Origin of the sequence: Nonomuraea sp. CA-141351 (assembly GCF_050944675.1) — a bacterium.
GTDB lineage: Bacteria > Actinomycetota > Actinomycetes > Streptosporangiales > Streptosporangiaceae > Nonomuraea.
The window spans coordinates 6,177,976-6,195,940 of sequence record NZ_CP191982.1 but is presented as its reverse complement, the minus strand read 5'-3'; the positions used below and the strand labels follow the sequence as shown (position 1 = coordinate 6,195,940).

Genomic DNA, 17,965 nt, shown 5'->3' with positions numbered 1-17,965 from the left:
GAATACGGGGACGGAAGAAAAGATGACGCAGAGCCGCCCGCCGAGGCGGGAACTCCAGCGCGGCAGATCGCCGTGCGATCGGGGCGCGGGCTGGTGGGCCTGACAAAAGTCTGAGCAGGTCGCGGGGAGCATAATTAAATCGTCGTGCGGCGATATCGCATTGCCTGTTCCGGGAAAGAGAAAAAAATTACATTCAACCCGACCGATAGGTTGTGAGAAGAAATACTGGCATAATATGGGGCAGGACAAAGGGGGATTTCGTGCCGGCGTCCGTGCCGACTTTATCCGTGCAATCGGTGATCCCCCGGTCGCCCGCGGCAATCGGACGAAGAAGGGCTTTCGGAATGGACAATCTGGAGCTCGACCAGGCGGAGCGGGGCGCGATTTCCCAGCTCCTGGACGAGTGCGAGGAAGAGTTCTACAAGCTCGACCAGGAAGCTGCTCTGCACCACGCGACTGTGTACGCCCACGAGTTGCCGAAGCGCCTGCGGCTCGCGCTGAACGCGTTCCGCCTTGAGCAGATGTCAGGCGTCCTCACGATCTCAGGACACCCGATCGACCATGATCGGTTGGGCCCGACGCCGGCGCACTGGCGCGACCGTCCCGAGCCCTCGCCCGCCCGCCGTGAGGAACTGCTGCTCCTGCTCTACGGCTCGCTGCTGGGCGACCCGTTCATCTGGGCGACGCAGCAGGACGGCCGGCTGGTCCACGACGTCATCCCGATCAAGGGACACGAGCATGAGCAGCTCGGCTCCAGCAGCGAGGCGTTGCTGACCTGGCACACCGAGGACGCCTTCCATCCGCTGCGCGGCGACTTCCTGCTGTTCTCCTGCCTGCGCAACCCCTACTCGGCCGCCACGACGGTCGGATACGTCGACGACCTCCGGTTGGCCGACGACGTCAGGGCCACGCTCATGGAGAACCGGTTCGTGATCAGCCCGGACGAGTCGCACCTGGCCCACAACAACTCCGCCGCCGACGAGGGCGTCTTCGCCGCCATCACCCAGATGAAGGACGCCCCCGAGCCGGTGGCCGTCCTGTTCGGAGACCCCGCCAAGCCCTACATCCGGGCCGACCCGTACTTCATGAGCGTGGCCGAGGGCGACGACGAGGCGAGGTCCGCTCTCGACCAGCTCGTCAAGGCCATGGACGATCTGATGTTCGACATGAAGCTGGAGAGCGGCGATTATTGCTTCCTTGACAACTACCGGGTCGTCCACGGGCGCAAGCCGTTCAACGCCCGCCACGACGGCACCGACCGATGGCTGAAGCGGATCAACGTCACCAGTGACCTGCGGAAGTCACGGGCGGCGCGAGCCTCCTCGGCCGCCCGATCGATCAGCTGATCTGGTTTCCTAGTGAGACCTCTCCGCTGTGAGCGCGGTGGCCAACCGGTCCAGGCCCTCGGCGAGCTGGCCGGCCTGGCCACCGAAGCCCAGCCTGATGTGCCGCGGCGCTCCGAAGCACGATCCGGGGATCACCAGGACGCCATGTTCGGTGAATAACCGCTGGCAGAAGGCGTCGACGTCGTCCACGCCTTCGAGCCGGGGGAAGGCCGCCACCCCGGCCTGGGGAAGGGGCAGCGAGACCAGCCTCTCGTTGGCCCGCGACCACTGCCTGAGGACCTCGCGGCTGTCCCGGGCCTGCCGGTGGCGCGGCCCGATGAACGCGTCCGCGTGCTGGAGCACCCGCAGCGCCACCAACTCGATCAACGGCGCCACGTGCAGTGTGGTGTAGTCGCGGATCCGTACGCAGTCCCACAGTACGTCCGGCGGGCCCAGGCACCAGCCGAACCGCAGGCCGGCCAGCCCGAAGACCTTGGAGAAGGTGCCGAAGCCGATGCCGCGCTCGTAGAGCGTGGAGACGTCGGGCAATGGCTCGCTGTCATAGGTCAGTTCCGCGAACGCCGCGTCCCACAGCAGGTAGGCGCCCACCTGCCGGGCCCGGTCGACCAGACGCAGCATGTCCTGCTCGGCGATCGTGACGCCGGTCGGGTTCTGCGGGAAGTTCACGATGACGGCGCGCGTGCGCTCGGTGATGAGTGCCAGCCCCTCCTCGATCACGGGCTGCCAGTCGCGGTCGGCGTCGAGCCACCAGGTCTTGACGTCGCAGCCCAGGCCGACGGCCAGCTCGATCAGCAGGTGGTAACCGGGCTGTACGACGAGCACCTCGTCGCCCGGCCGCAGCAGGGACATCAGCACCAGGGAGACGGCCTCGCCGGAACCGCTGGTGGTCATGACCTTGTCCGGGTCACCGCTGCCCCAGCGCTTGGCGATCTCGGCACGCACCGCCGGGGCGCCGAGCGAGTAGCCGTCGTCGAACACGAGCCTGTCCAGCTCGTCGTGGCTGAGGCCGGTGATCGACCGCACCTCGGCCATGGAGTACGGCTGCACGCCGCTGGAGCTGATGTCGATCTCGGCGTTGAAGTAGTTGTAGCGGAGCCAGTCTTCGAGCGGTGCGGAGCGTAGTCGCACGTGGGGCCACCTTCGGCTTGTCCGTCCGGGAATGTTGCGTGGATCTTTGCCGTAGCGAGGATCAGCCGGATGGATGCCCCGCAAGGCGACGGCACTAGTTCTTGGCGAGGAATTCGAGCATGGCGGTGTTGACCTCGGCCGGGCGCTCCAGATAGCCGTAGTGCCCGCACGACTCGATCTCGACGTAATCGCAGTCGGGAATGGCCTCGGCCACCTCGGCGCCCAGGTACGGCGGGGTGATGAGGTCGTCGGAGAAGGCGATCACCCGGCACGGCGCCGTGACGCCCCGCAGCGCCGCACGCCGGTCGGGCATCTCGTCCGCCCACTGCTGACCCGCCGACGTCTTCCTGTCGCGGGCGAACACCGTGAACGTCTCCAGCCACAGCGAGGCGGTCCGGTCGTCGTTCAGGCTCGCCGGTGACAACATTTGGAAGGCCGACAGCGCCGCGTCGAACTGCGGCGGCAACGTCACGCCGCTGTCGGCGAGGGCGCGGAACGCCTCGGAGTGCGCCTGGCGGGCCGCGTCGGTTCGCGACTTCGTCGCGATGAGCACGGCGCTGCGCACGAGATGGGGCCATTGGATGGCCAGCTCCTGGGCGATCATCGCGCCCAGGGACACGCCGACGATCCGGCATGGCGCCGCTGCCAGGGCCTCGATCAGGCCCTTGGTGTCGGCCACCATGTCGGCCAGGGAGTACCGGCCGGGCGGCACGTCCGACGGGGGGATGCCCCTGTTGTCGAACGTGACCGCCTGGTAACCGGCCTCCACCAGCGCCGGAGTCTGGTGCAGGGTCCACGCCCGGCCACTCGCGGACGATCCCATGATCAGCAGGACGCGTTCGCCGCGCCCCCACCGCTCATAGGCCAGGCGGATCCCATTGGTGAATACGTGGGGCATCGGGTCTGCGCGTCACTGGCCGTCGAGCGCGATACGGAGACTCTTCGGCCGCATGTCCGTCCAGTTCTCCTTTATGTACTCGTCGCATTCCGGCTTCGGGCCGATCATCCCTGTCTCCGTCCAGCCACCGGGGACCGCGAGATCCGCGGGCCAGATGGAGTACTGCTCCTCGTGGTTGATCAGCACCTTGAAACGGGCGTCGGGCGATTCGAAGTCCAGCGTGGTTGTCCGCATCGCGACCTCCTGAAGGGTGAGAAACAGCGGTGATGTTGCGGGGTTCCTACCAGCGCCATTCCTGCTGGCCGAGCAGGTGCTCGGACTTGACGCCGTTGTCGGCGCACCAGGACTGGAACTTCTCGACCTCCTTGAGCTGCACCGAGTCGTCGGTGTAGCTGGTGGCCATGACGTGACCGAGCCAGCTTTCCTCGCCCATCGCGTAGATGTAGGCCTCGGTGGCGCCCAACTCGGTGACGATGGCGCTGGCCTGCTCGGCGTTGGAGCCCGACAGCTTGCGCGAGTCGCTCATCTTCTTGGTGACCGGGCGGGTCAGCAGAGCCTGGTAGAGCCACGTGAGCGGCGCGCCGTCGCACTCCATGCCGAGGAAGGCCACGTCGACCGTGCCGAGGTGCCTGCGGATGTGGCGGTAGAGCAGCGGGTCGATCCCGGAGGAGTCGGCGCCGACGAAGATCGACCGGCCGGCCATCTCGACCCAGAACGTCGACTTGCTGCGGATGTCCAGGTCGGCGTGCTCGCCGAGGAACGGGGTCGCGACGACCTTCCCGCCGGGGAAGGCGACCTCGTCGAAGTCGTCCACCTCCGTGACGGGCAGCCCGAGGTGGGACAGATAGAGGGCGAGGTTGGGGTCGCACAGGTTGCCTCGCGAGGACCTCGGCACCACGACCTGGCCGACGCGGCCGCGCAGCTGCAGCAGAGTCTCCAGCACGATGTGGTCCTGGTGGCCATGGGTCACCAGGACCAGGTCGAGGTAGTCGGGCAGGTCGTCGTAGGTGTAGCGGCCACCGGCGGTGTTGTCCGCACTGATGAACGGGTCGGTGATGATCGCCGCTTCCGGCGTCTGCAGGACTAGGCAGGCGTGCCCGAAGTAGCGGATGCGTCCCCCGCCGTCGATGTGCCGGTCGCTGTTCAGCGACGGCTGTGTGGTGAGCAGGCCCTCCAGCTGCCTGGCGGCGGCGTCGTCCGGTAGTTCGAGCGCTTCGCGCAGCTCGCCGAGTGTGCTCGGCCGTACCCGGGCGCCGAACAGCGCCTCCAGGCCGGGGTGCCGGAAGGGGATGCGCAGGTCAAGGACGTCGGGCGATGACAGTCTCGGGGTGCTGAGGATGAACGGGCGCTCGTAGCCCGGTTCGATCGACAGCTGCACCGACTGGCGGTCTTCTGAGTAGATCGAGCTGGTGTAGACGACCGGCTCCATGAAGCGCAGCGTCGGCTGGTTGTTGGTGTCGTAGGCCAGCTCCACCAGGCCGCCCAGCTCGGGCGGCAGCTTCGGGTAGAGGGGCGTGAGGTCGAAGCCTGAGGCGCTCTGCCGGAGCATGTCCTCGGCCTCCATGATCGCTTCGGCGAAGCGGAGCATCTCGGCGCGGTCCCGCTTGATCGAGTCGAGCAGCGCCCGGACCTCGCCGGCCCGGTCCTCGCCGATGTTCACGAAGTATCCGCCGCGAAGAGCCGGATTCTGACTTGCCGCGATGTGAACGGGCGGCGACTGCAGATAGGACTCCAGCAGAGGAACTTGCAGAAACGTCAGATTCATGGCTGCCTGGACCGGTGCAACAGTTAGCACCCAGGCATAGAAACCATCGACGAGCGGCTCGATGATGGCATTTGGCCGGAGGAAGCGCGGTTCGTTGTCCATGTCTGCTCCCAGACTGTCAAATAAGGCCCTCGCAGGGTCTTGCATCGCACCAACCCGGAGATGACGCTACACGTTGAACGGGTTAATGCGCGCCCCCTCCGTATCTCTTTTTCGGGCCCTTCCGGTCAGGTGTAATATACGCCTGACCACAGATTTGTGAAAGGCATTACTAATCGCAGTTAGATGATCGCGGTGCGTCAAATAGCCCCGATCCTCCGCCGAAAGGCCCCGCGGAAAACGTGACTCTGGGTGACGTACGGCGTGGTGGGCATCGGAGACCGCCGGGCGGCGCGCGACCGCAGTCCATGATCGTGAAAGGCCGTGTTCAGTAGGGTCATGACCATGCGGAGAGAGCAGGCGCTGAGCACGCTCGCCCGGCCCGGGTTCCAGGACGCCCTGCTGGCGGCGCTCGCCCTGGTCGTCTCGCTGGGTTACCTCATCGTGACGGCCGCCGACGCCGGCCCGATAGCGGTCGGTCAGATGGTGGCGGCCGCCGCGATCGGAGCGCTCACGGGGCTGTCGCTGATCCTGCGGCGCGAGAGGCCGATCCTCGTGGTCGCCGTGGTCGTCGGCGCCGAGTTCGCGGCGGCCGTGATCTTCGGGGGCGACCCCAAGGGTCTCACCCTCTTCCCGGCCTGCGTGGCGTTCTACAGCGTCGGCAGATACCTGCCGGCGCGCTCCGGGTGGCCGGTGGGCGGGGTGGCCGCACTGGCCTACAGCTACGACGTGCCGCCCCAGATCACCGTGGTCTACGCGATCGTCCTGATCGCGATCGGGCAGAGCGTGCGGGCCCGGCAGGAGCTGAACCGGCGCAAGCACATCCAGACCGCCGCCGAGGCCGTCCACAGCGAGCGGCGCAGGATCGCCCGCGAACTGCACGACGTGGTGGCCCACCACATCAGCGTGATGAATCTCCTCATCGGCGCCGCCCGTACCACCCCCGACCTCGACGCCTCCCACGAGGCCCTGCGCAGGGCGGAGCAGGCCGGCCGCGACGCCATGACCGAGATGCGGGGCCTGCTGAACGTCCTGCGGGCCGACGACGCCGAGGACAAGAGCAGCGAGGACGGGGCGGTCGGCTCGCCCGACTCCCTCGACGCCCTGGTCGCCCGCGCCCGCGAGACCGGCCTGCCCGCCGAGCTCGTGATCGTGGGGGAGCGACGTCCCCTGCCGTCGGCCGTCGACCTGGCCGTCTACCGCGTGGTGCAGGAGTCGCTCACGAACGTCCGCAAGCACGGCCAGGGCGGCCGGGCGACCGTTCAGCTCGCCTACAGGTCCTCGGCACTCAGCGTGGAGATCATCGACGACGCGATGAGCGCACGCCGCCCTGCCACCGGAGGGTACGGGCTGGCAGGCATGGCCGAGCGCGTCGCCCTGTGCGGCGGTATGTTCGAGGCCGGACCCAGGCCGCAGGGTGGCTTCCGGGTGTTCGCCGACTTTCCGCTGCCCGCCGCATCTGGAGAAGAGACGTCGTGATCACCGTTCTGCTCGTCGACGACCACGTCGTGGTCCGGTACGGCCTGCGACTGATCCTCGAGGCGCATCCGGACATCACTGTCGTTGGCGAGGCCGGCGACGGGCGGGAGGCTGTCAGCCGGACCCGGGAGTTGGAGCCCGACGTGATCCTCATGGACATCCACATGCCGGAGCTCGACGGCATCGCGGCCATCGAGCAGATCACGAGAGCGGCCCCCGAGGCGCGGATCCTGGCGCTGAGCACCTTCGACCTCGACGAGTACGTCGTGGGAGCGCTGCGTGCCGGGGCCTCGGGCTTCCTGCCCAAGGACGTGTCGCCAGAGGAGATCGTCGAGGGGGTCCGCGTGGTACACCGCGGCGACTCCGCCGTCGCACCCCGCCTGCTCACGCGTCTGATCGGCACCTTCGTCCGCGCCGTCCCCCGGGAGGGCGCGGCGGCCTCCGCTGCCGAGCTGTCCGCGCGGGGCCTCAGCGAGCGTGAGCGCGAGGTGCTCACCCTGATCGCCAAGGGCCACTCCAACGCCGACATCGCTGAGGTGCTCGGCGTCGCCGTCTCCACCGTCAAGAACCACGTGACGAACCTGTTCGCCAAGATCGACGTTCACGACCGGGCGCAGGCGGTGATCGTCGCCTACGAGGCGGGCCTGATCACCCCCGGCGCCTGAATCCCGGGACCCGGGCCCGCTGGGCCCAGGGGCCCAGCCTGTAGGACCGGGAGCCCAGCGATCAAGCCTTCTTCAGAAGGAGGCGCGGCGCCTTACGGCCTGCGAGGCTGAGACCATGGCAACGATCGAGGTACATGACCTCACCAAGACCTACGGTGACACGACCGCGGTCAGTGGGTTGTCCTTCACCGTGCAGCCCGGCAGGGTCACCGGCTTCCTGGGCCCGAACGGGGCCGGCAAGTCCACGACGATGCGGATGATCCTCAACCTCGACCACCCGACGGGCGGTTCGATCAGGATCAACGGCAAGTCGTACACCGAACTGGCGGCCCCGCTGAGGGAGATCGGCGCGCTCCTCGACGCCAAGGCCTCCCACGGCGGCCGCACCGCCTACAACCACCTGCTCTGCCTGGCGCAGAGCAACGGCATCCCCGCCTCGCGGGTGAGTCAGGTCCTCGACCAGGTCGGGCTCGCGTCCGTCGCGGGCAGGCGCATCGGCGGTTTCTCCCTCGGCATGGGCCAGCGGCTCGGCATCGCCGCCGCCATGCTCGGCGACCCGCCGATCCTGATGTTCGACGAGCCGGTGAACGGGCTGGACCCCGAGGGGATCATGTGGATCCGGGGCTTCATGCGCGCGATGGCGGCAGAGGGCCGAACCGTGTTCGTCTCCAGCCACCTGATGAGCGAGATGGCACTGACCGCCGACCACCTCATCGTGATCGGCAAGGGCCGCCTCATCAAGGACGCCGACATGGCGGAGTTCGTCAGCGGCGGCGACGGCCACGTGCGGGTCAGGTCGCCGCAGCTGAGCGAGCTCGCCACTCTGCTCAGCCGGCACGGGGCGGCCGTGAAGCCGGTCGGCGACCACCTGGAGGTGCGCAAGATGCCTGCCGACGTGGTCGGCGACCTGGCCGCGGCCCGCGGAATCCCCCTTCACGAACTGTTCGCGCAGGAGACCTCGCTGGAGGCGGCTTACATGGCGATGACCAAGGACAGCGTCGAGTACCACCTCGGCGACTCTCTCGTCACGGAGCAGAGATGACCTCCCCCACCCAGGCCACCGCACGTGGCCGCTTCTCCCGGATATTGCTCTCGGAATGGACGAAGCTGCGCACCCTCCGCTCCACGATGTGGGCGCTCGTCGTCACGACCGTGCTGATGATCGGCGCGGGCGCCGCGATCTCTCTGGCCGCACTGGGCGCCGACGAGGATCCGGCGCATCCGTCGTTCAACGTCATCGAGCTGAGCTTCCAGGGCGGGGTGCTCGCCCAGCTGTCCCTGGCCACGCTCGGCGCCCTGGTGATGACCGGTGAATACCGCACCGGGATGATCCGCACCTCGCTCGCCGCGGTGCCCTGGCGGTCGCGGCTCCTGCTGGCCAAGGTCCTGGTGTTCGGCGGCGTCGCCTTCGTCGTCAGCATGGTCTCGTCGTTCGGCGCGTTCTTCGTGACCCAGGCGATCCTGTCGGCCCGCTTCGACGCGGCCACCCTCTCCGACCCGCACGCGCTCCGCACCGTCTTCGGGGCCGGGCTCTACCTTGTCGCCACCGGGCTGCTGGGGCTGGGCATCGGCACACTGATCCGGCACACCGCCGGCGCGATCGTTGCCACGGTGGCCGTCCTGTTCGTCCTGCCCCCGTTGGTCGGCATCCTCCCCAGCTCGTGGAGCAGGGCCGTGAGCACGTACTTCCCGCCCAACGCGGGCTCGCAGATCGCCGTGGTGGTGCCTGAGCCCGGCATGCTCTCGCCCTGGACGGGCTTCCTCGTCTACTGCCTCTGGATCGCCGCGGTCTTCCTGGCCGCCACCTATCTGCTACGCAGCCGCGATGCCTGACCCGCCGATGATCGGGGCCCGCCAACCTCCAACTCGAACGGGGCAAGGAAACCCGGCCCAGCCCAAGCGTTGTCGACACCCTCGCGCGTGCCCTGAAGCTGGACGATGACGAGCGCGGGCATCCGCGCGAGCCGCCCGCGCCGCCCCACTACGTGCCCCAACCTCCCGCCCACTGGCCCTTCAGCAGCAAGCGCTGAAAACAACGCTTAGCTGCGTCGGCGCTGGTAGAGACGTAGGTACTCGCGGATCTTGCGGCGCACGTGCGGCCGCTGGTCGCCGAGCGAGATGCCCAGCGTCGGGAACTGCTTGGCGATCTCCAGCGCGGTGAGAGGGCCCGGCGCTGTAGCTGTGTGACCAGGCGTTTGCGAGCGTGAAATCGAGATCCGGTCGGTGGTGCTCGAGCCCGCCGAGTACGCCGTGCTGAGTCCGGAACGCGAGGACTGCCTGCGGACGCAGATCGCGCGCCGATTAGGTTTCCGCGCCGCGCCCGTCTGTACATGTGAGATCGACTCACAGCAGGCTGGACGCAGGAGTGGTACGTGCGGGAGGAGACGTTGCGCGAGGCCAACACCTGCCTGGTCAACCACCACCACGCCCTGGAGCTGTCGAAGGTCTTCGGCGGCGGCACCATGTCGAGCTCGGACGGCCAGCGCTTCCCGGTGCGCGGCAAGAGCACCACCGCCCGGGACATGACCATACACGGCGGTCAGGTCCTGTCGTCCTACACGCACGTTTCCGACCAGCACTCCACCTTCGGCGCTAAAATCATCGTGTCGAACACCCGCGAGGCGCACTTCGTGCTGGACGACTTCCTGGTCAACGCCACCGATCTGCCCCTGTTCGAGCACGCGACCGATACCCACGGCGTCACGTTGATCAACTTTGCCCTGTTCGACCTGGTGGGCAAGCTGCTCTCCCCGCGCATCCGCGATCTGGGCAAGATCACACTGATCCGGGACGAGACGCCCACCGAGACGGTCAAGCGCTATCCGCACGCCGGGCCGCTGCTGAGCGCACGCTGGAACGAAGACCTCATCACCGAGTGCTGGCCGGACCTCCTGCGCATGGCCGGCTCGCTGAAGTACGGGCCAGGCGACCGCGTCGCTGGTGGTGGGTAAGTGGTCGGACGCCTCCCGGCAGAACACCCTGGCCGCGGGCTTGAAGGAGTGGGGCATGCTGCGCCGTACGCTGCACGCGGCGAAGTATCTGTCGGACCCGGCCTACCGCAGGAAGATCGCCCGTCAGCTGAACAAGGGGGAGAGCCTGCACGCCCTGCGCCGGGACCTGCACTACGCCCAGCAGGGCGCGGTCACCAGGCCGGCCCTGGCCGATCAGACGGACCAGGCGTGGTGTTTGACCGTTTTGACCAACGCTGTCATCACCTGGACGACGGAGTACTATTCGCTGGCCGTGCGGCAGTTGCGGGCGGCCGGCCGGGACGTTCCGGACGAGCTGCTGGCCCACATCTCCCCGGCGCACAGCGAGAACGTCAACTACTTCGGGGTCATCACTGTGGACGTGGAGGCGGAGTTGGCCAAGCTCGACACCAGCGGATGGCGGCCCGCTGCGGCCCGCGCAACTGCGCGAGCTGGGGCTGACGCGCTGACAGGCCCTGCGCCGCGCTCGGTAAGGAAGCGGCTCAGCAGCGGGTGGAGTAGGCCGGGTGGCCCGCGCACGGCGCGGGCCACCCCCGTGCTCACGGCCCGGTCTGGGTGAGCGCGACGATGAGTCGGAGGATGGTGTAGGTGGCCATCATGGTCTCGGCGTCGAACGCGGTGCGCCCGCTTCTGGTGACGCCGGGCACGAGGGCGGCTAGATCCACCGAGCGTGGCTGATGCAGGTCGACCTCGACATGGAGCGGGCTCGGAACCGGAGCAGAGTGGTTGCTGCGCGCTGCCGGGCCTGCAAGCCAGGCCCCACGATCTCCCCACGGCGAAAGGGAGTGGACGGGCCCAATGACAGTGGTGACCGTCAAGGGCTTTGATCAAGCTTGGGTGCTTGTGAGCGCGTCGGCGCTCAGTCGGACGCAGAGGTCCCATACAGCGTTCTGGTTGCGCCCGTCGAGAGCGCTGGCCGGCAACGGCTTGCGGCGGCACTTGTCGTCGAAGTAGGCGCCGGTGAGGCCCTCCACCTCCGGGCTCGCGGCCAGATAGATGCTGGAGCGAGCCGATCGGGTCAGATCCGACAGGAAGAGCGGAGCGACGACCTTCAAGACCAGGGGCGCGATCGGCCGGTAGAGCCTCGGGAAGGCGGTGATCGGGGTCGATTTGTTCATCGGCGTATAGCCGTGCCCGGGGTAGACCACATTGGCCGTCACCCCCGTGTCGCGCAGTTCCCGGGCGAGCCGGGCCGTCAGCGCCATCGTCATGGTCTTGGTGTGGTTGTAGTGGCTGAACGTCCACCCGATGAAGCGGCGCTCGCCCAGAAGGTTGTCGTGCTCGATGGAGCCGCCGGGAATGCCGCCCGTCAGGTTGACGACTCGTGCGTGGCCGGCGCGCTTCATCTGCGGCAAGAGCAGGTGAGTGAGGGTGAACGGCGTGAGAACGTGTGCGGCGAACATCTTCTCCACACCATCGGCGGTCAGCTCGCGGTGTGGCCGGTTCATGCCGACGTTGTTGACCAAGACGTCCAGCGCCTCGTAGCGCTCGGCGATCTGGGATCCGAGCTGGATCAGCCCCTGGAGGCTGGTGAGGTCGGCAGCGAAGGCGCTCACCCGATCGTGTCCCGCGCTGGTGCGGATGTCCTGTGCGGCTTGCTGCGCTTGGATCTGATCGATTCCTACCAGGATGACGGAGGCTCCCTGCTTGGCCAGGCCGCGAGCGGTCTCCATGCCGATCCCCCCGGTGCTGCCGGTGATCAGGGCGGTCTTGCTCGTCATGTCGCTCAAATACATCTGTACGTTCTCCAGGTGTGGTCGGGGGCGCTGTCGTCGGGGCAGTCAGCCAGCCCATCGAAGGCAAGCACGGGCGCCGCCGTCAGTGCGGGATCAGTTCTCGCGTCAGGTCGTGGAGGCGTAGCGCGTCATCCCTGTCGAATGCGCGGCCGTCCAGCGACAGTCGGCGCTTTTGCCAGTGGGCGGTGAAGGGCTGGGTCGGCGGGTCGTTCAGGAGCGCGGTCATGGGTGCTATCGCCTTCGGTACCGATGTGGCGAACAGGGTGAAGAACGCCTTGGTCGCGGCCCGTAGCGGTTGCGGCAGGCTCTCGGGCATGCCGGTGGAGACCACGCCGGGGTTGTAGCCGATGTAGGAGATGCCGCTGTCGGCATGCAGGGCGCCGAAGGCGACTCCGAGGAGATCGTTGGCCCGGAAGGACTGCAGGGTGGCTTTGGTTCCGCTGTAGGTGCGGGTCAGCTGCAGGTCGTCCCAGTGGATGCGGCCCAGCGGCACACCGGGCGTGCCCAGGTTCATGATGACCGGACGGCGGGCAGTCCGCAGCGCGCCGTGGAGGCCGTGGCTCAGCAGGAAACGGCTGAGGTAGGCGAGCGCGAAGCTGTGCTCGAAGCCTTCGCCGGTAGTCACGCGGGCGCCGAAGAGCCGGTATCGCTGGGCGCAGAGAATGAGTTTGTCGACGACCGGATGATCCTCGGTGAGGCGTTGGACGAGATCCTGGGTGGCGGTCACCGAGGTGAGATCGGAGCGCACGAAGCTGGCCCGCCCGGCCGGCAGGTTCTTGGCCTCGGCGAGCAAAGCCTGCCCCTTTCCGGCGGTGCTGCCGATGGCGATGACGTGCGCGCCTTGCTGGAGGTAGTGGAGGGCCAGCCCCTTGCCGAGCCCGTCGGTGCCTCCGGTGATGACGACGGTCTGCATTTTCACCTGCTCTCACCGCATACCCAACCTAAGTGGATATGTCGTATCCGCTTATGTCGGGCAGCCTAGCACGAAACGGATATGCTGTATCCGTTAGCCGGAGGAGTGGGATGCCATGAGTGAAGTGACACCGGTGCTGCGCCGCGACGCCGAGCACAACCGGCAGCGCACACTGGCGGCGGCACGGGAGGTGTTCGCCACGCGCGGGCTGCAAGCCACGCTCAACGACGTCGCCCACCACGCGGGACTCGGTGTCGGCACCGTCTATCGACGGTTTCCCAACAAGGAGGCCCTCGCTGAGGCCGTCTACGCCGGCAAGCTCGACGACATCCGCGCCACGGCACAGGCCGCGCTGGCAGGGCAGGACGCCTACGAATCCCTGAGGGCTTTCCTCGAACATGCTTTGGAACAAGCCGCGACCGACCGCGGGCTCCGCGAACTGATACGGCAGGGCGCGGGCGAGAGCAAGCAGATCGCGCGCACCCGGGAAGGCATAGTGGAGTCCTGCGGCCACCTCATCGCCCGCGCCCAGGAACAGGGCACGATCCGCGAGGACGTCACAGTGGACGACATCGCGCCCATCGTTGCGATGATCGACTCCGTGATGGATCTGCCGACCGCCAGCACCGTGCAACCGTGGCGGCGCTACCTCGCGCTCATCCTCGACGGCCTGCAGACCAGACCGGACCAGCGAGGCCGGCGCTCGTCATGAAGTTCGGCTCCGACGAGGTCGTGATGGCTCGCCCTCCTCGTTGACATCGTCCAGTCCGGCCGCATCCAGCACGCACTACAGGCTGATGGCGAGGTCCTTGCCTGCAGGAGTGGAGAATCCCATGCCGGTCACGGCAGCCGCCCGGCAGGCAATATGACACAGAACTTACATTATTTGTCACATGGGCTGCCATCGGGCCGTGTCCGCCCAGCTCGGCCTCCGCCGCCACGACGGCGACTCGGCTACATTATGTGTCACATCGTCGTCACATCGTCTGCCTGGGGGACGTCCGTGTCCGTCGTGTCCTTCCCCGGCCCGCCGACCCCGGCCGCCGGGCCTCCGCCCGCCTCGCCGCTGACGGCGCCGTTGACGACCGCGGTCGAGCGCTTCCTGGGGTCGGTGCAGGCGGCCAGCACCCGCACGGGCTACGCCGAGACCCTCGCCCGGCTGACGGGGCATGACGAGCATCCGAACGAAAAGTCCCGTTAGCGGAGCAGCGTTGAGCGGCTTGCCGTGACTTTCCGTTCAAATGCGTCTCGCCGGAGGGTTTTCGCAGGTCATGACCCATGCGTTTGGGCGGTCTGGACGGCTGTGACGCGGACGGCGTACACGCGGTGCGCCTTTCGCCCGGTCGGGCTGGCATCGACGAGGGCAGCGCTCTGCTCCAGCGCGGCGCGGTGGAGTGCGAGCGGGGCTGTGATGCGGACCGAGTAGCCGTGGCCGCGGCGGATGGTCTGCCCGGAGGCGAGGGCCTGGCGGACGGTTTCATCACCAGTGGTACGCAGGTGATCGGCGAGCAGTCCCGGCAGATCGAGGGTCGCGTCCGGGCCCAGCGCGGGCACGCGGTGCCGCTCGCCGGTGTCGGTCGGCGGCGCGTCAAGTTGGTCGGGCAGGTTGCGGGCACCGGCAGCGTCCAAGACACGGCGGATGGTCTTGGGGGCGACCTGGTGCCGTCGGGCCAGGGCCTTGACGGCGGCACCCTGGCGGTACTCCTCGACGATGGTGGCCGCCTTGTCCTGGTCGAGGGCGGCGGGGCGGCCGAGGGTCTTGCCGGCGGCCTTGGCGGCTGCGACACCCTCACGGGTGTTCTCGCTGATCATGTCGCGCTGGAATTCCAGCACTGCAGCCAGGACCGAGACCATCATCTTGGTGCCGGGGTCGTCGCTGGCCAGGTCGATCCCTGACAGAAGCCCGGTTTCGACCCGCAGGTGGAGGCCGCGGCGGATGAGCACGGGACGCAGGGCGAGGATGTCGGCGACGGAGCGGAACAGGCGGGCGGCGTCGGCGATGCGGATGGTGTCGCCGTCGGCGGCCTCGTGCAGGAGCCGGGTGAATCCCGCGCGGTCCAGGGAGAGCTGGCGGCTGGAGGTGGCGGGGTCCTCATAGGCGGGGGCGCCAGCGGCCAGGAGCGCGGCCAGGGCGTGCCGTTGGCGGGCGTCGGTCTGCTTGTCGGTGGAATGCCGAAGGTATATGCGGTTGGTCATGCCCGATCGTGTCCCTGCCCAGGTCGTCCGGTGTTGATCTCAGGAGTCCTGCGCAGGGACCTCAAAAGGCGTCTCAAGTAGGTCGGCGGGGATTCGGTCTACGGCGATGGCGATCGCTTCGGCAGGTGTGGTGACGTAGGTCAGGGCGGGGCCGTTCCACCACTCCCTGATGGTGTAGTCGCCGGTTCCCCGTGGTGAGTCGATCGAGACAAACGGCGGGGAGAACGGGTAGTCGGGTGTGCTCGAGAAGCTCAGTGCCCAGTGGCTGGTGAAGGGGTAGAGCCCGCGGAGCTTCGGTTCGGCGTGGGCGGACTCGATGAGCGCCTGGTACTGCGGCCAGTCGGCGTCGACGGCGTCCTTCAGTAGCCACTGCCACTCTGAGGCGATGACGCCGGCGGAGTTCTTGTCGGGTACCTCAAAACGTCCGGTCAGGAGGTCAAAGGAAGCGGTCTGCCCAATCTCGTCGAGGCCGGCTCCCTCGGCCCAGCCGCGGATCACTCGAGGAAGTTCACGAAGGTCCTTGGTGTCGCCGCAGATCATGAGTCTGTCGTTGGACGAACCCCAGATGCTCCAGCGCCGTTCGCGATGCCACGCTGTGACATAGGACGCATGGCGATGCGGGACGATGCTGGCGATCGTGGCATGACGCAGTGGATCGGACGGGGTGACGGCTAGAGGAAGCGACAGACCCTGGTCGGCGGCTGCGGCTTGGAGCGCTGCGGCGAGGCTGCCGTGAGCGGCCACGTCCGGGTAGAGGACGGCGGGGTCTGGTTCGCGGCTCATGATGTCCCGATCTTCTGCCCGTGCGGCGTGGCCGTGGCGGCCATTGTAGGGGGCGAAAAGGGGAGGCGGAAGTTGGGATCGGATCCGATTGGATCGGCGACTCGTTCCAGCAGGTCGGGCACTGCGTTCTGATTGGATCCGGCACAGGGGGCGGAGTCGGTCGATTCCGCCCCGCTCTCCCAGCGCCACTGGCCTCCAGAGGCATCCGGACCGTGAGTGTCAGTCCTGTGTGCAAGGCTATCCACGTCTTGGGCCGGGCGCCGTCTGCCGACCGGCAGCGCTTCGTTGGGAGTGGAGTCATGCTGTCGTGCGTGTTCGAGGACTCGTCGTTCGACGAGCGTGCGCTACCGGTGATTCTCGCCGTGCACAGTGGCACACCTTCCGAGGAGGAGCTGGAAGGTGCCGCGCTCATCGAGTACGATCCGGCGCCGGCGACGCTGGAGAGCACCGCGCGGTGGATGAGAATCCGGGATGAGCTTACTGCGGAGGGTTTCACCCCGACCGAGATCCTGCGGGTCTTCCTCCGAGCCGTCTCCCTCGCATACAACATGCAAGGGCCGACGATGGAGATGCTCGCCTGGATGTTCGCCGAGGTATCAGGCACCGAGGTCGCCCGCGAGGTCTGTGAGCACCTGATCGCCCTCGGCGAGGCTCCCGTTCCTCCGGGAGCTCAACGGTGGCATCTGGACCAGGCAGGTGCGATCGCGGCGGCCCGCTTGGCCTGCGGCGGTGATCTCGATCCGGGTTTCGACCGGCTGCTGGTGGAGGCGATCGTGCCGTTGCCGGTGGTCCGCGCGGCGCTCGCCGCGTTGCCGGTGGAGCGTCGCGAGGCGCTGGTGCTGTCGACGATGGACCGCATGAATATGGCCATCGACATGCTCGGCTGGCTGCTGGACACCCGGGACCTGGTGGACACACCGGCTGTCACCGCTGCGCGTAGGAGGTTGATCAACCAGGCCCCCGGAGGCGACGGGATGCAGGCGCTCATCGCGGAGGAGTCGCGCGGCACGCCGCGTCCGCTCCATCCGCGCCCGACCCCCGCCGCCCGAAAGGCGCTCCAATACCTGCGGGACAAGCGCGCGGAGGAACGCCGCGCGGCGGACCTGGGCCCCCTCGCCGAACGTGCGTGGGAGCGCGCCGTCTTCGTGGAGGCACCGGAACTGAGATCAATGGCGGCGTGGGAGGCGGCCGGCGAGCGGCGCCGGGAGCAGATCATCGACGCCGTCGTCACCGCCTTGGGGCCGGAGTTCTCCCTGATCGGACTGCGCTCGTTCGGCGGCTCGCCGATCGCGGTGCTGTCGCGCCAGGGCGTACGGTTCTGCCTCGTACCCGGCGGCGGCGTCGACGTCGGCCTCTCACCTGAGGAGGAGGCCGAGATCCGCCACGCCGCCGACCAGCGCGAGGAGTGGGAGGAGGACTACACGCTCCTCGACAAGCTGGACCTGATGAGGCCGCTGACACCTGTGGAGGTGGGCCCGATGGTCGTCGCGCAGGCGCCGAGCCCGCCGCTACCACCGCACGAGGTGTCCGACGAACTGGAGAGGTCACCGCTACGGCTCCCCTCCGAAGCCGAGTGGGAGTACCTCGCACGCGGCGGTCTCGTCCACTGCCTCACCTACCGCGGTCCCGGCGTCCCCGACAGCGACGAATGGTTCGAGGCTACCGAGGCACTCGGCGTCGATGGCGCGAACATGTTCGGACTGTACGGGTTCGGCTTCCAGGCCGAGCCCTGCACCGACGTGTTCCGTCCCAGCCATGACGGCCTCCCCACCGACGGGATTCCCCACCGCGGCGCAGGACCCCGCGTTGTCAAGGGCGGCGCCGCGTACTGCTACCCATGGCAGGGCTGTGGTGAATGGCACCTGCTGCTCTCTGCCATGCGAACCCCGCAGACGGCATTTGAGTACGCGCTCGCCCCCCGCTTCGTGATTGCGATCCGAACCGCCTGAACACCGCACAAGCGGATT

18 protein-coding genes and 1 pseudogene are annotated in these 17,965 nt (G+C 67.9%); 10 read left to right on the top strand and 9 right to left on the bottom strand.

The genetic code is table 11. The features are described from left to right. The first annotated feature begins 344 nt into the window (after positions 1-344). Positions 345-1,346 carry a guanitoxin biosynthesis L-enduracididine beta-hydroxylase GntD gene (gene gntD / locus ACQPWU_RS29710; protein WP_433445023.1) on the top strand — a complete coding sequence of 334 codons (1,002 nt, stop codon included), beginning with the start codon at positions 345-347 and terminating at the stop codon, positions 1,344-1,346. A 9-nt stretch (positions 1,347-1,355) separates the two neighbouring features. Here gntD and vioD read toward each other — a convergent pair whose 3' ends face one another. The 4 genes from vioD to ACQPWU_RS29690 all read right to left on the bottom strand — a co-directional run bounded on the left by vioD (position 1,356) and on the right by ACQPWU_RS29690 (position 5,239). Beyond that, complete coding sequence (vioD, locus tag ACQPWU_RS29705; protein ID WP_360702903.1) at positions 1,356-2,474, bottom strand: capreomycidine synthase; 1,119 nt, start codon at positions 2,472-2,474, stop codon at positions 1,356-1,358. A gap of 94 nt (positions 2,475-2,568) precedes the next feature. Further along, positions 2,569-3,372, bottom strand: coding sequence for an alpha/beta fold hydrolase (locus ACQPWU_RS29700; protein WP_433445022.1), 804 nt, complete (start codon positions 3,370-3,372; stop codon positions 2,569-2,571). 12 nt (positions 3,373-3,384) lie between these two features. Next, positions 3,385-3,606 carry an MbtH family protein gene (locus ACQPWU_RS29695; RefSeq protein ID WP_360702909.1) on the bottom strand — a complete coding sequence of 74 codons (222 nt, stop codon included), beginning with the start codon at positions 3,604-3,606 and terminating at the stop codon, positions 3,385-3,387. A 46-nt stretch (positions 3,607-3,652) separates the two neighbouring features. Continuing rightward, positions 3,653-5,239 (bottom strand): MBL fold metallo-hydrolase, encoded by a 1,587-nt coding sequence (locus ACQPWU_RS29690; protein ID WP_433445021.1) that lies wholly within the window; start codon positions 5,237-5,239, stop codon positions 3,653-3,655. A 342-nt stretch (positions 5,240-5,581) separates the two neighbouring features. Between ACQPWU_RS29690 and ACQPWU_RS29685 the strand changes: the two genes are divergently transcribed. From ACQPWU_RS29685 to ACQPWU_RS29660, 6 genes and pseudogenes are all read left to right on the top strand, one after another. Then, positions 5,582-6,715, top strand: a complete 1,134-nt coding sequence (locus ACQPWU_RS29685; RefSeq protein WP_433445020.1) for a sensor histidine kinase — start codon at positions 5,582-5,584, stop codon at positions 6,713-6,715. Then, positions 6,712-7,380 (top strand): response regulator, encoded by a 669-nt coding sequence (locus tag ACQPWU_RS29680; protein ID WP_433445019.1) that lies wholly within the window; start codon positions 6,712-6,714, stop codon positions 7,378-7,380. The genes ACQPWU_RS29685 and ACQPWU_RS29680 overlap by 4 nt, the downstream gene beginning before the upstream one ends. Before the next feature lie 115 nt (positions 7,381-7,495). Then, positions 7,496-8,422: an ABC transporter ATP-binding protein gene (locus tag ACQPWU_RS29675; RefSeq protein WP_433445017.1), complete on the top strand. Its 927-nt coding sequence runs from the start codon at positions 7,496-7,498 to the stop codon at positions 8,420-8,422. Continuing rightward, positions 8,419-9,213 (top strand): ABC transporter permease subunit, encoded by a 795-nt coding sequence (locus tag ACQPWU_RS29670; RefSeq protein WP_433445016.1) that lies wholly within the window; start codon positions 8,419-8,421, stop codon positions 9,211-9,213. The genes ACQPWU_RS29675 and ACQPWU_RS29670 overlap by 4 nt, the downstream gene beginning before the upstream one ends. Before the next feature lie 533 nt (positions 9,214-9,746). Then, a pseudogene (locus ACQPWU_RS29665) lies at positions 9,747-10,331 on the top strand (Tn3 family transposase); the annotation flags it as partial. Next, positions 10,321-10,929, top strand: coding sequence for a Tn3 family transposase (locus tag ACQPWU_RS29660; protein ID WP_433445015.1), 609 nt, complete (start codon positions 10,321-10,323; stop codon positions 10,927-10,929). The pseudogene ACQPWU_RS29665 and the gene ACQPWU_RS29660, both read left to right, overlap by 11 nt. On the opposite strand, the gene ACQPWU_RS29655 is transcribed toward ACQPWU_RS29660, so the two are convergent. The 3 genes from ACQPWU_RS29655 to ACQPWU_RS29645 form a co-directional block, all read right to left on the bottom strand. Then, on the bottom strand, positions 10,910-11,035 hold the full coding sequence (locus ACQPWU_RS29655) for a hypothetical protein (protein ID WP_433445014.1): 126 nt from the start codon (positions 11,033-11,035) through the stop codon (positions 10,910-10,912). The two genes, ACQPWU_RS29660 and ACQPWU_RS29655, sit on opposite strands and share 20 nt — an antisense overlap. Before the next feature lie 162 nt (positions 11,036-11,197). Further along, complete coding sequence (locus ACQPWU_RS29650) at positions 11,198-12,091, bottom strand: SDR family NAD(P)-dependent oxidoreductase (protein WP_433445013.1); 894 nt, start codon at positions 12,089-12,091, stop codon at positions 11,198-11,200. Positions 12,092-12,188: 97 nt separating this feature from the next. Further along, the gene (locus ACQPWU_RS29645) at positions 12,189-13,019 is read right to left on the bottom strand and encodes an SDR family NAD(P)-dependent oxidoreductase (RefSeq protein WP_433445012.1); all 831 of its coding nucleotides are present in this window, start codon (positions 13,017-13,019) and stop codon (positions 12,189-12,191) included. 115 nt (positions 13,020-13,134) lie between these two features. Between ACQPWU_RS29645 and ACQPWU_RS29640 the strand changes: the two genes are divergently transcribed. Then, a complete protein-coding gene (locus tag ACQPWU_RS29640) occupies positions 13,135-13,731 on the top strand; it encodes a TetR/AcrR family transcriptional regulator (RefSeq protein ID WP_433445011.1) in 597 nt (198 codons plus the stop codon). 291 nt (positions 13,732-14,022) lie between these two features. Next, entirely contained in the window at positions 14,023-14,220 is a 198-nt protein-coding gene (locus ACQPWU_RS29635) for a hypothetical protein (RefSeq protein ID WP_433445010.1), read from the top strand. 68 nt (positions 14,221-14,288) lie between these two features. On the opposite strand, the gene ACQPWU_RS29630 is transcribed toward ACQPWU_RS29635, so the two are convergent. Next, positions 14,289-15,215: a recombinase family protein gene (locus tag ACQPWU_RS29630; RefSeq protein ID WP_433445008.1), complete on the bottom strand. Its 927-nt coding sequence runs from the start codon at positions 15,213-15,215 to the stop codon at positions 14,289-14,291. Between the two features lie 39 nt (positions 15,216-15,254). Then, positions 15,255-15,959 carry a DUF6193 family natural product biosynthesis protein gene (locus ACQPWU_RS29625; RefSeq protein WP_433445006.1) on the bottom strand — a complete coding sequence of 235 codons (705 nt, stop codon included), beginning with the start codon at positions 15,957-15,959 and terminating at the stop codon, positions 15,255-15,257. Between the two features lie 338 nt (positions 15,960-16,297). Here ACQPWU_RS29625 and ACQPWU_RS29620 point away from each other — a divergent pair, with 338 nt between their 5' ends. Next, entirely contained in the window at positions 16,298-17,947 is a 1,650-nt protein-coding gene (locus ACQPWU_RS29620) for a hypothetical protein (RefSeq protein ID WP_433445005.1), read from the top strand. The last annotated feature ends 18 nt before the right edge of the window (positions 17,948-17,965 follow it).

Coding starts and splice junctions, on each gene's coding strand:
- ACQPWU_RS29695 (WP_360702909.1), bottom strand. CDS start 3,606: ATGCGGACAACCACGCTGGACTTCGAATCGCCCGACGCCCGTTTCAAG.
- ACQPWU_RS29640 (WP_433445011.1), top strand. CDS start 13,135: ATGAGTGAAGTGACACCGGTGCTGCGCCGCGACGCCGAGCACAACCGG.
- ACQPWU_RS29700 (WP_433445022.1), bottom strand. CDS start 3,372: ATGCCCCACGTATTCACCAATGGGATCCGCCTGGCCTATGAGCGGTGG.
- ACQPWU_RS29690 (WP_433445021.1), bottom strand. CDS start 5,239: ATGGACAACGAACCGCGCTTCCTCCGGCCAAATGCCATCATCGAGCCG.
- ACQPWU_RS29645 (WP_433445012.1), bottom strand. CDS start 13,019: ATGCAGACCGTCGTCATCACCGGAGGCACCGACGGGCTCGGCAAGGGG.
- ACQPWU_RS29650 (WP_433445013.1), bottom strand. CDS start 12,091: ATGACGAGCAAGACCGCCCTGATCACCGGCAGCACCGGGGGGATCGGC.
- ACQPWU_RS29685 (WP_433445020.1), top strand. CDS start 5,582: ATGCGGAGAGAGCAGGCGCTGAGCACGCTCGCCCGGCCCGGGTTCCAG.
- gntD (WP_433445023.1), top strand. CDS start 345: ATGGACAATCTGGAGCTCGACCAGGCGGAGCGGGGCGCGATTTCCCAG.
- ACQPWU_RS29670 (WP_433445016.1), top strand. CDS start 8,419: ATGACCTCCCCCACCCAGGCCACCGCACGTGGCCGCTTCTCCCGGATA.
- ACQPWU_RS29675 (WP_433445017.1), top strand. CDS start 7,496: ATGGCAACGATCGAGGTACATGACCTCACCAAGACCTACGGTGACACG.
- ACQPWU_RS29630 (WP_433445008.1), bottom strand. CDS start 15,215: ATGACCAACCGCATATACCTTCGGCATTCCACCGACAAGCAGACCGAC.
- ACQPWU_RS29620 (WP_433445005.1), top strand. CDS start 16,298: ATGCTGTCGTGCGTGTTCGAGGACTCGTCGTTCGACGAGCGTGCGCTA.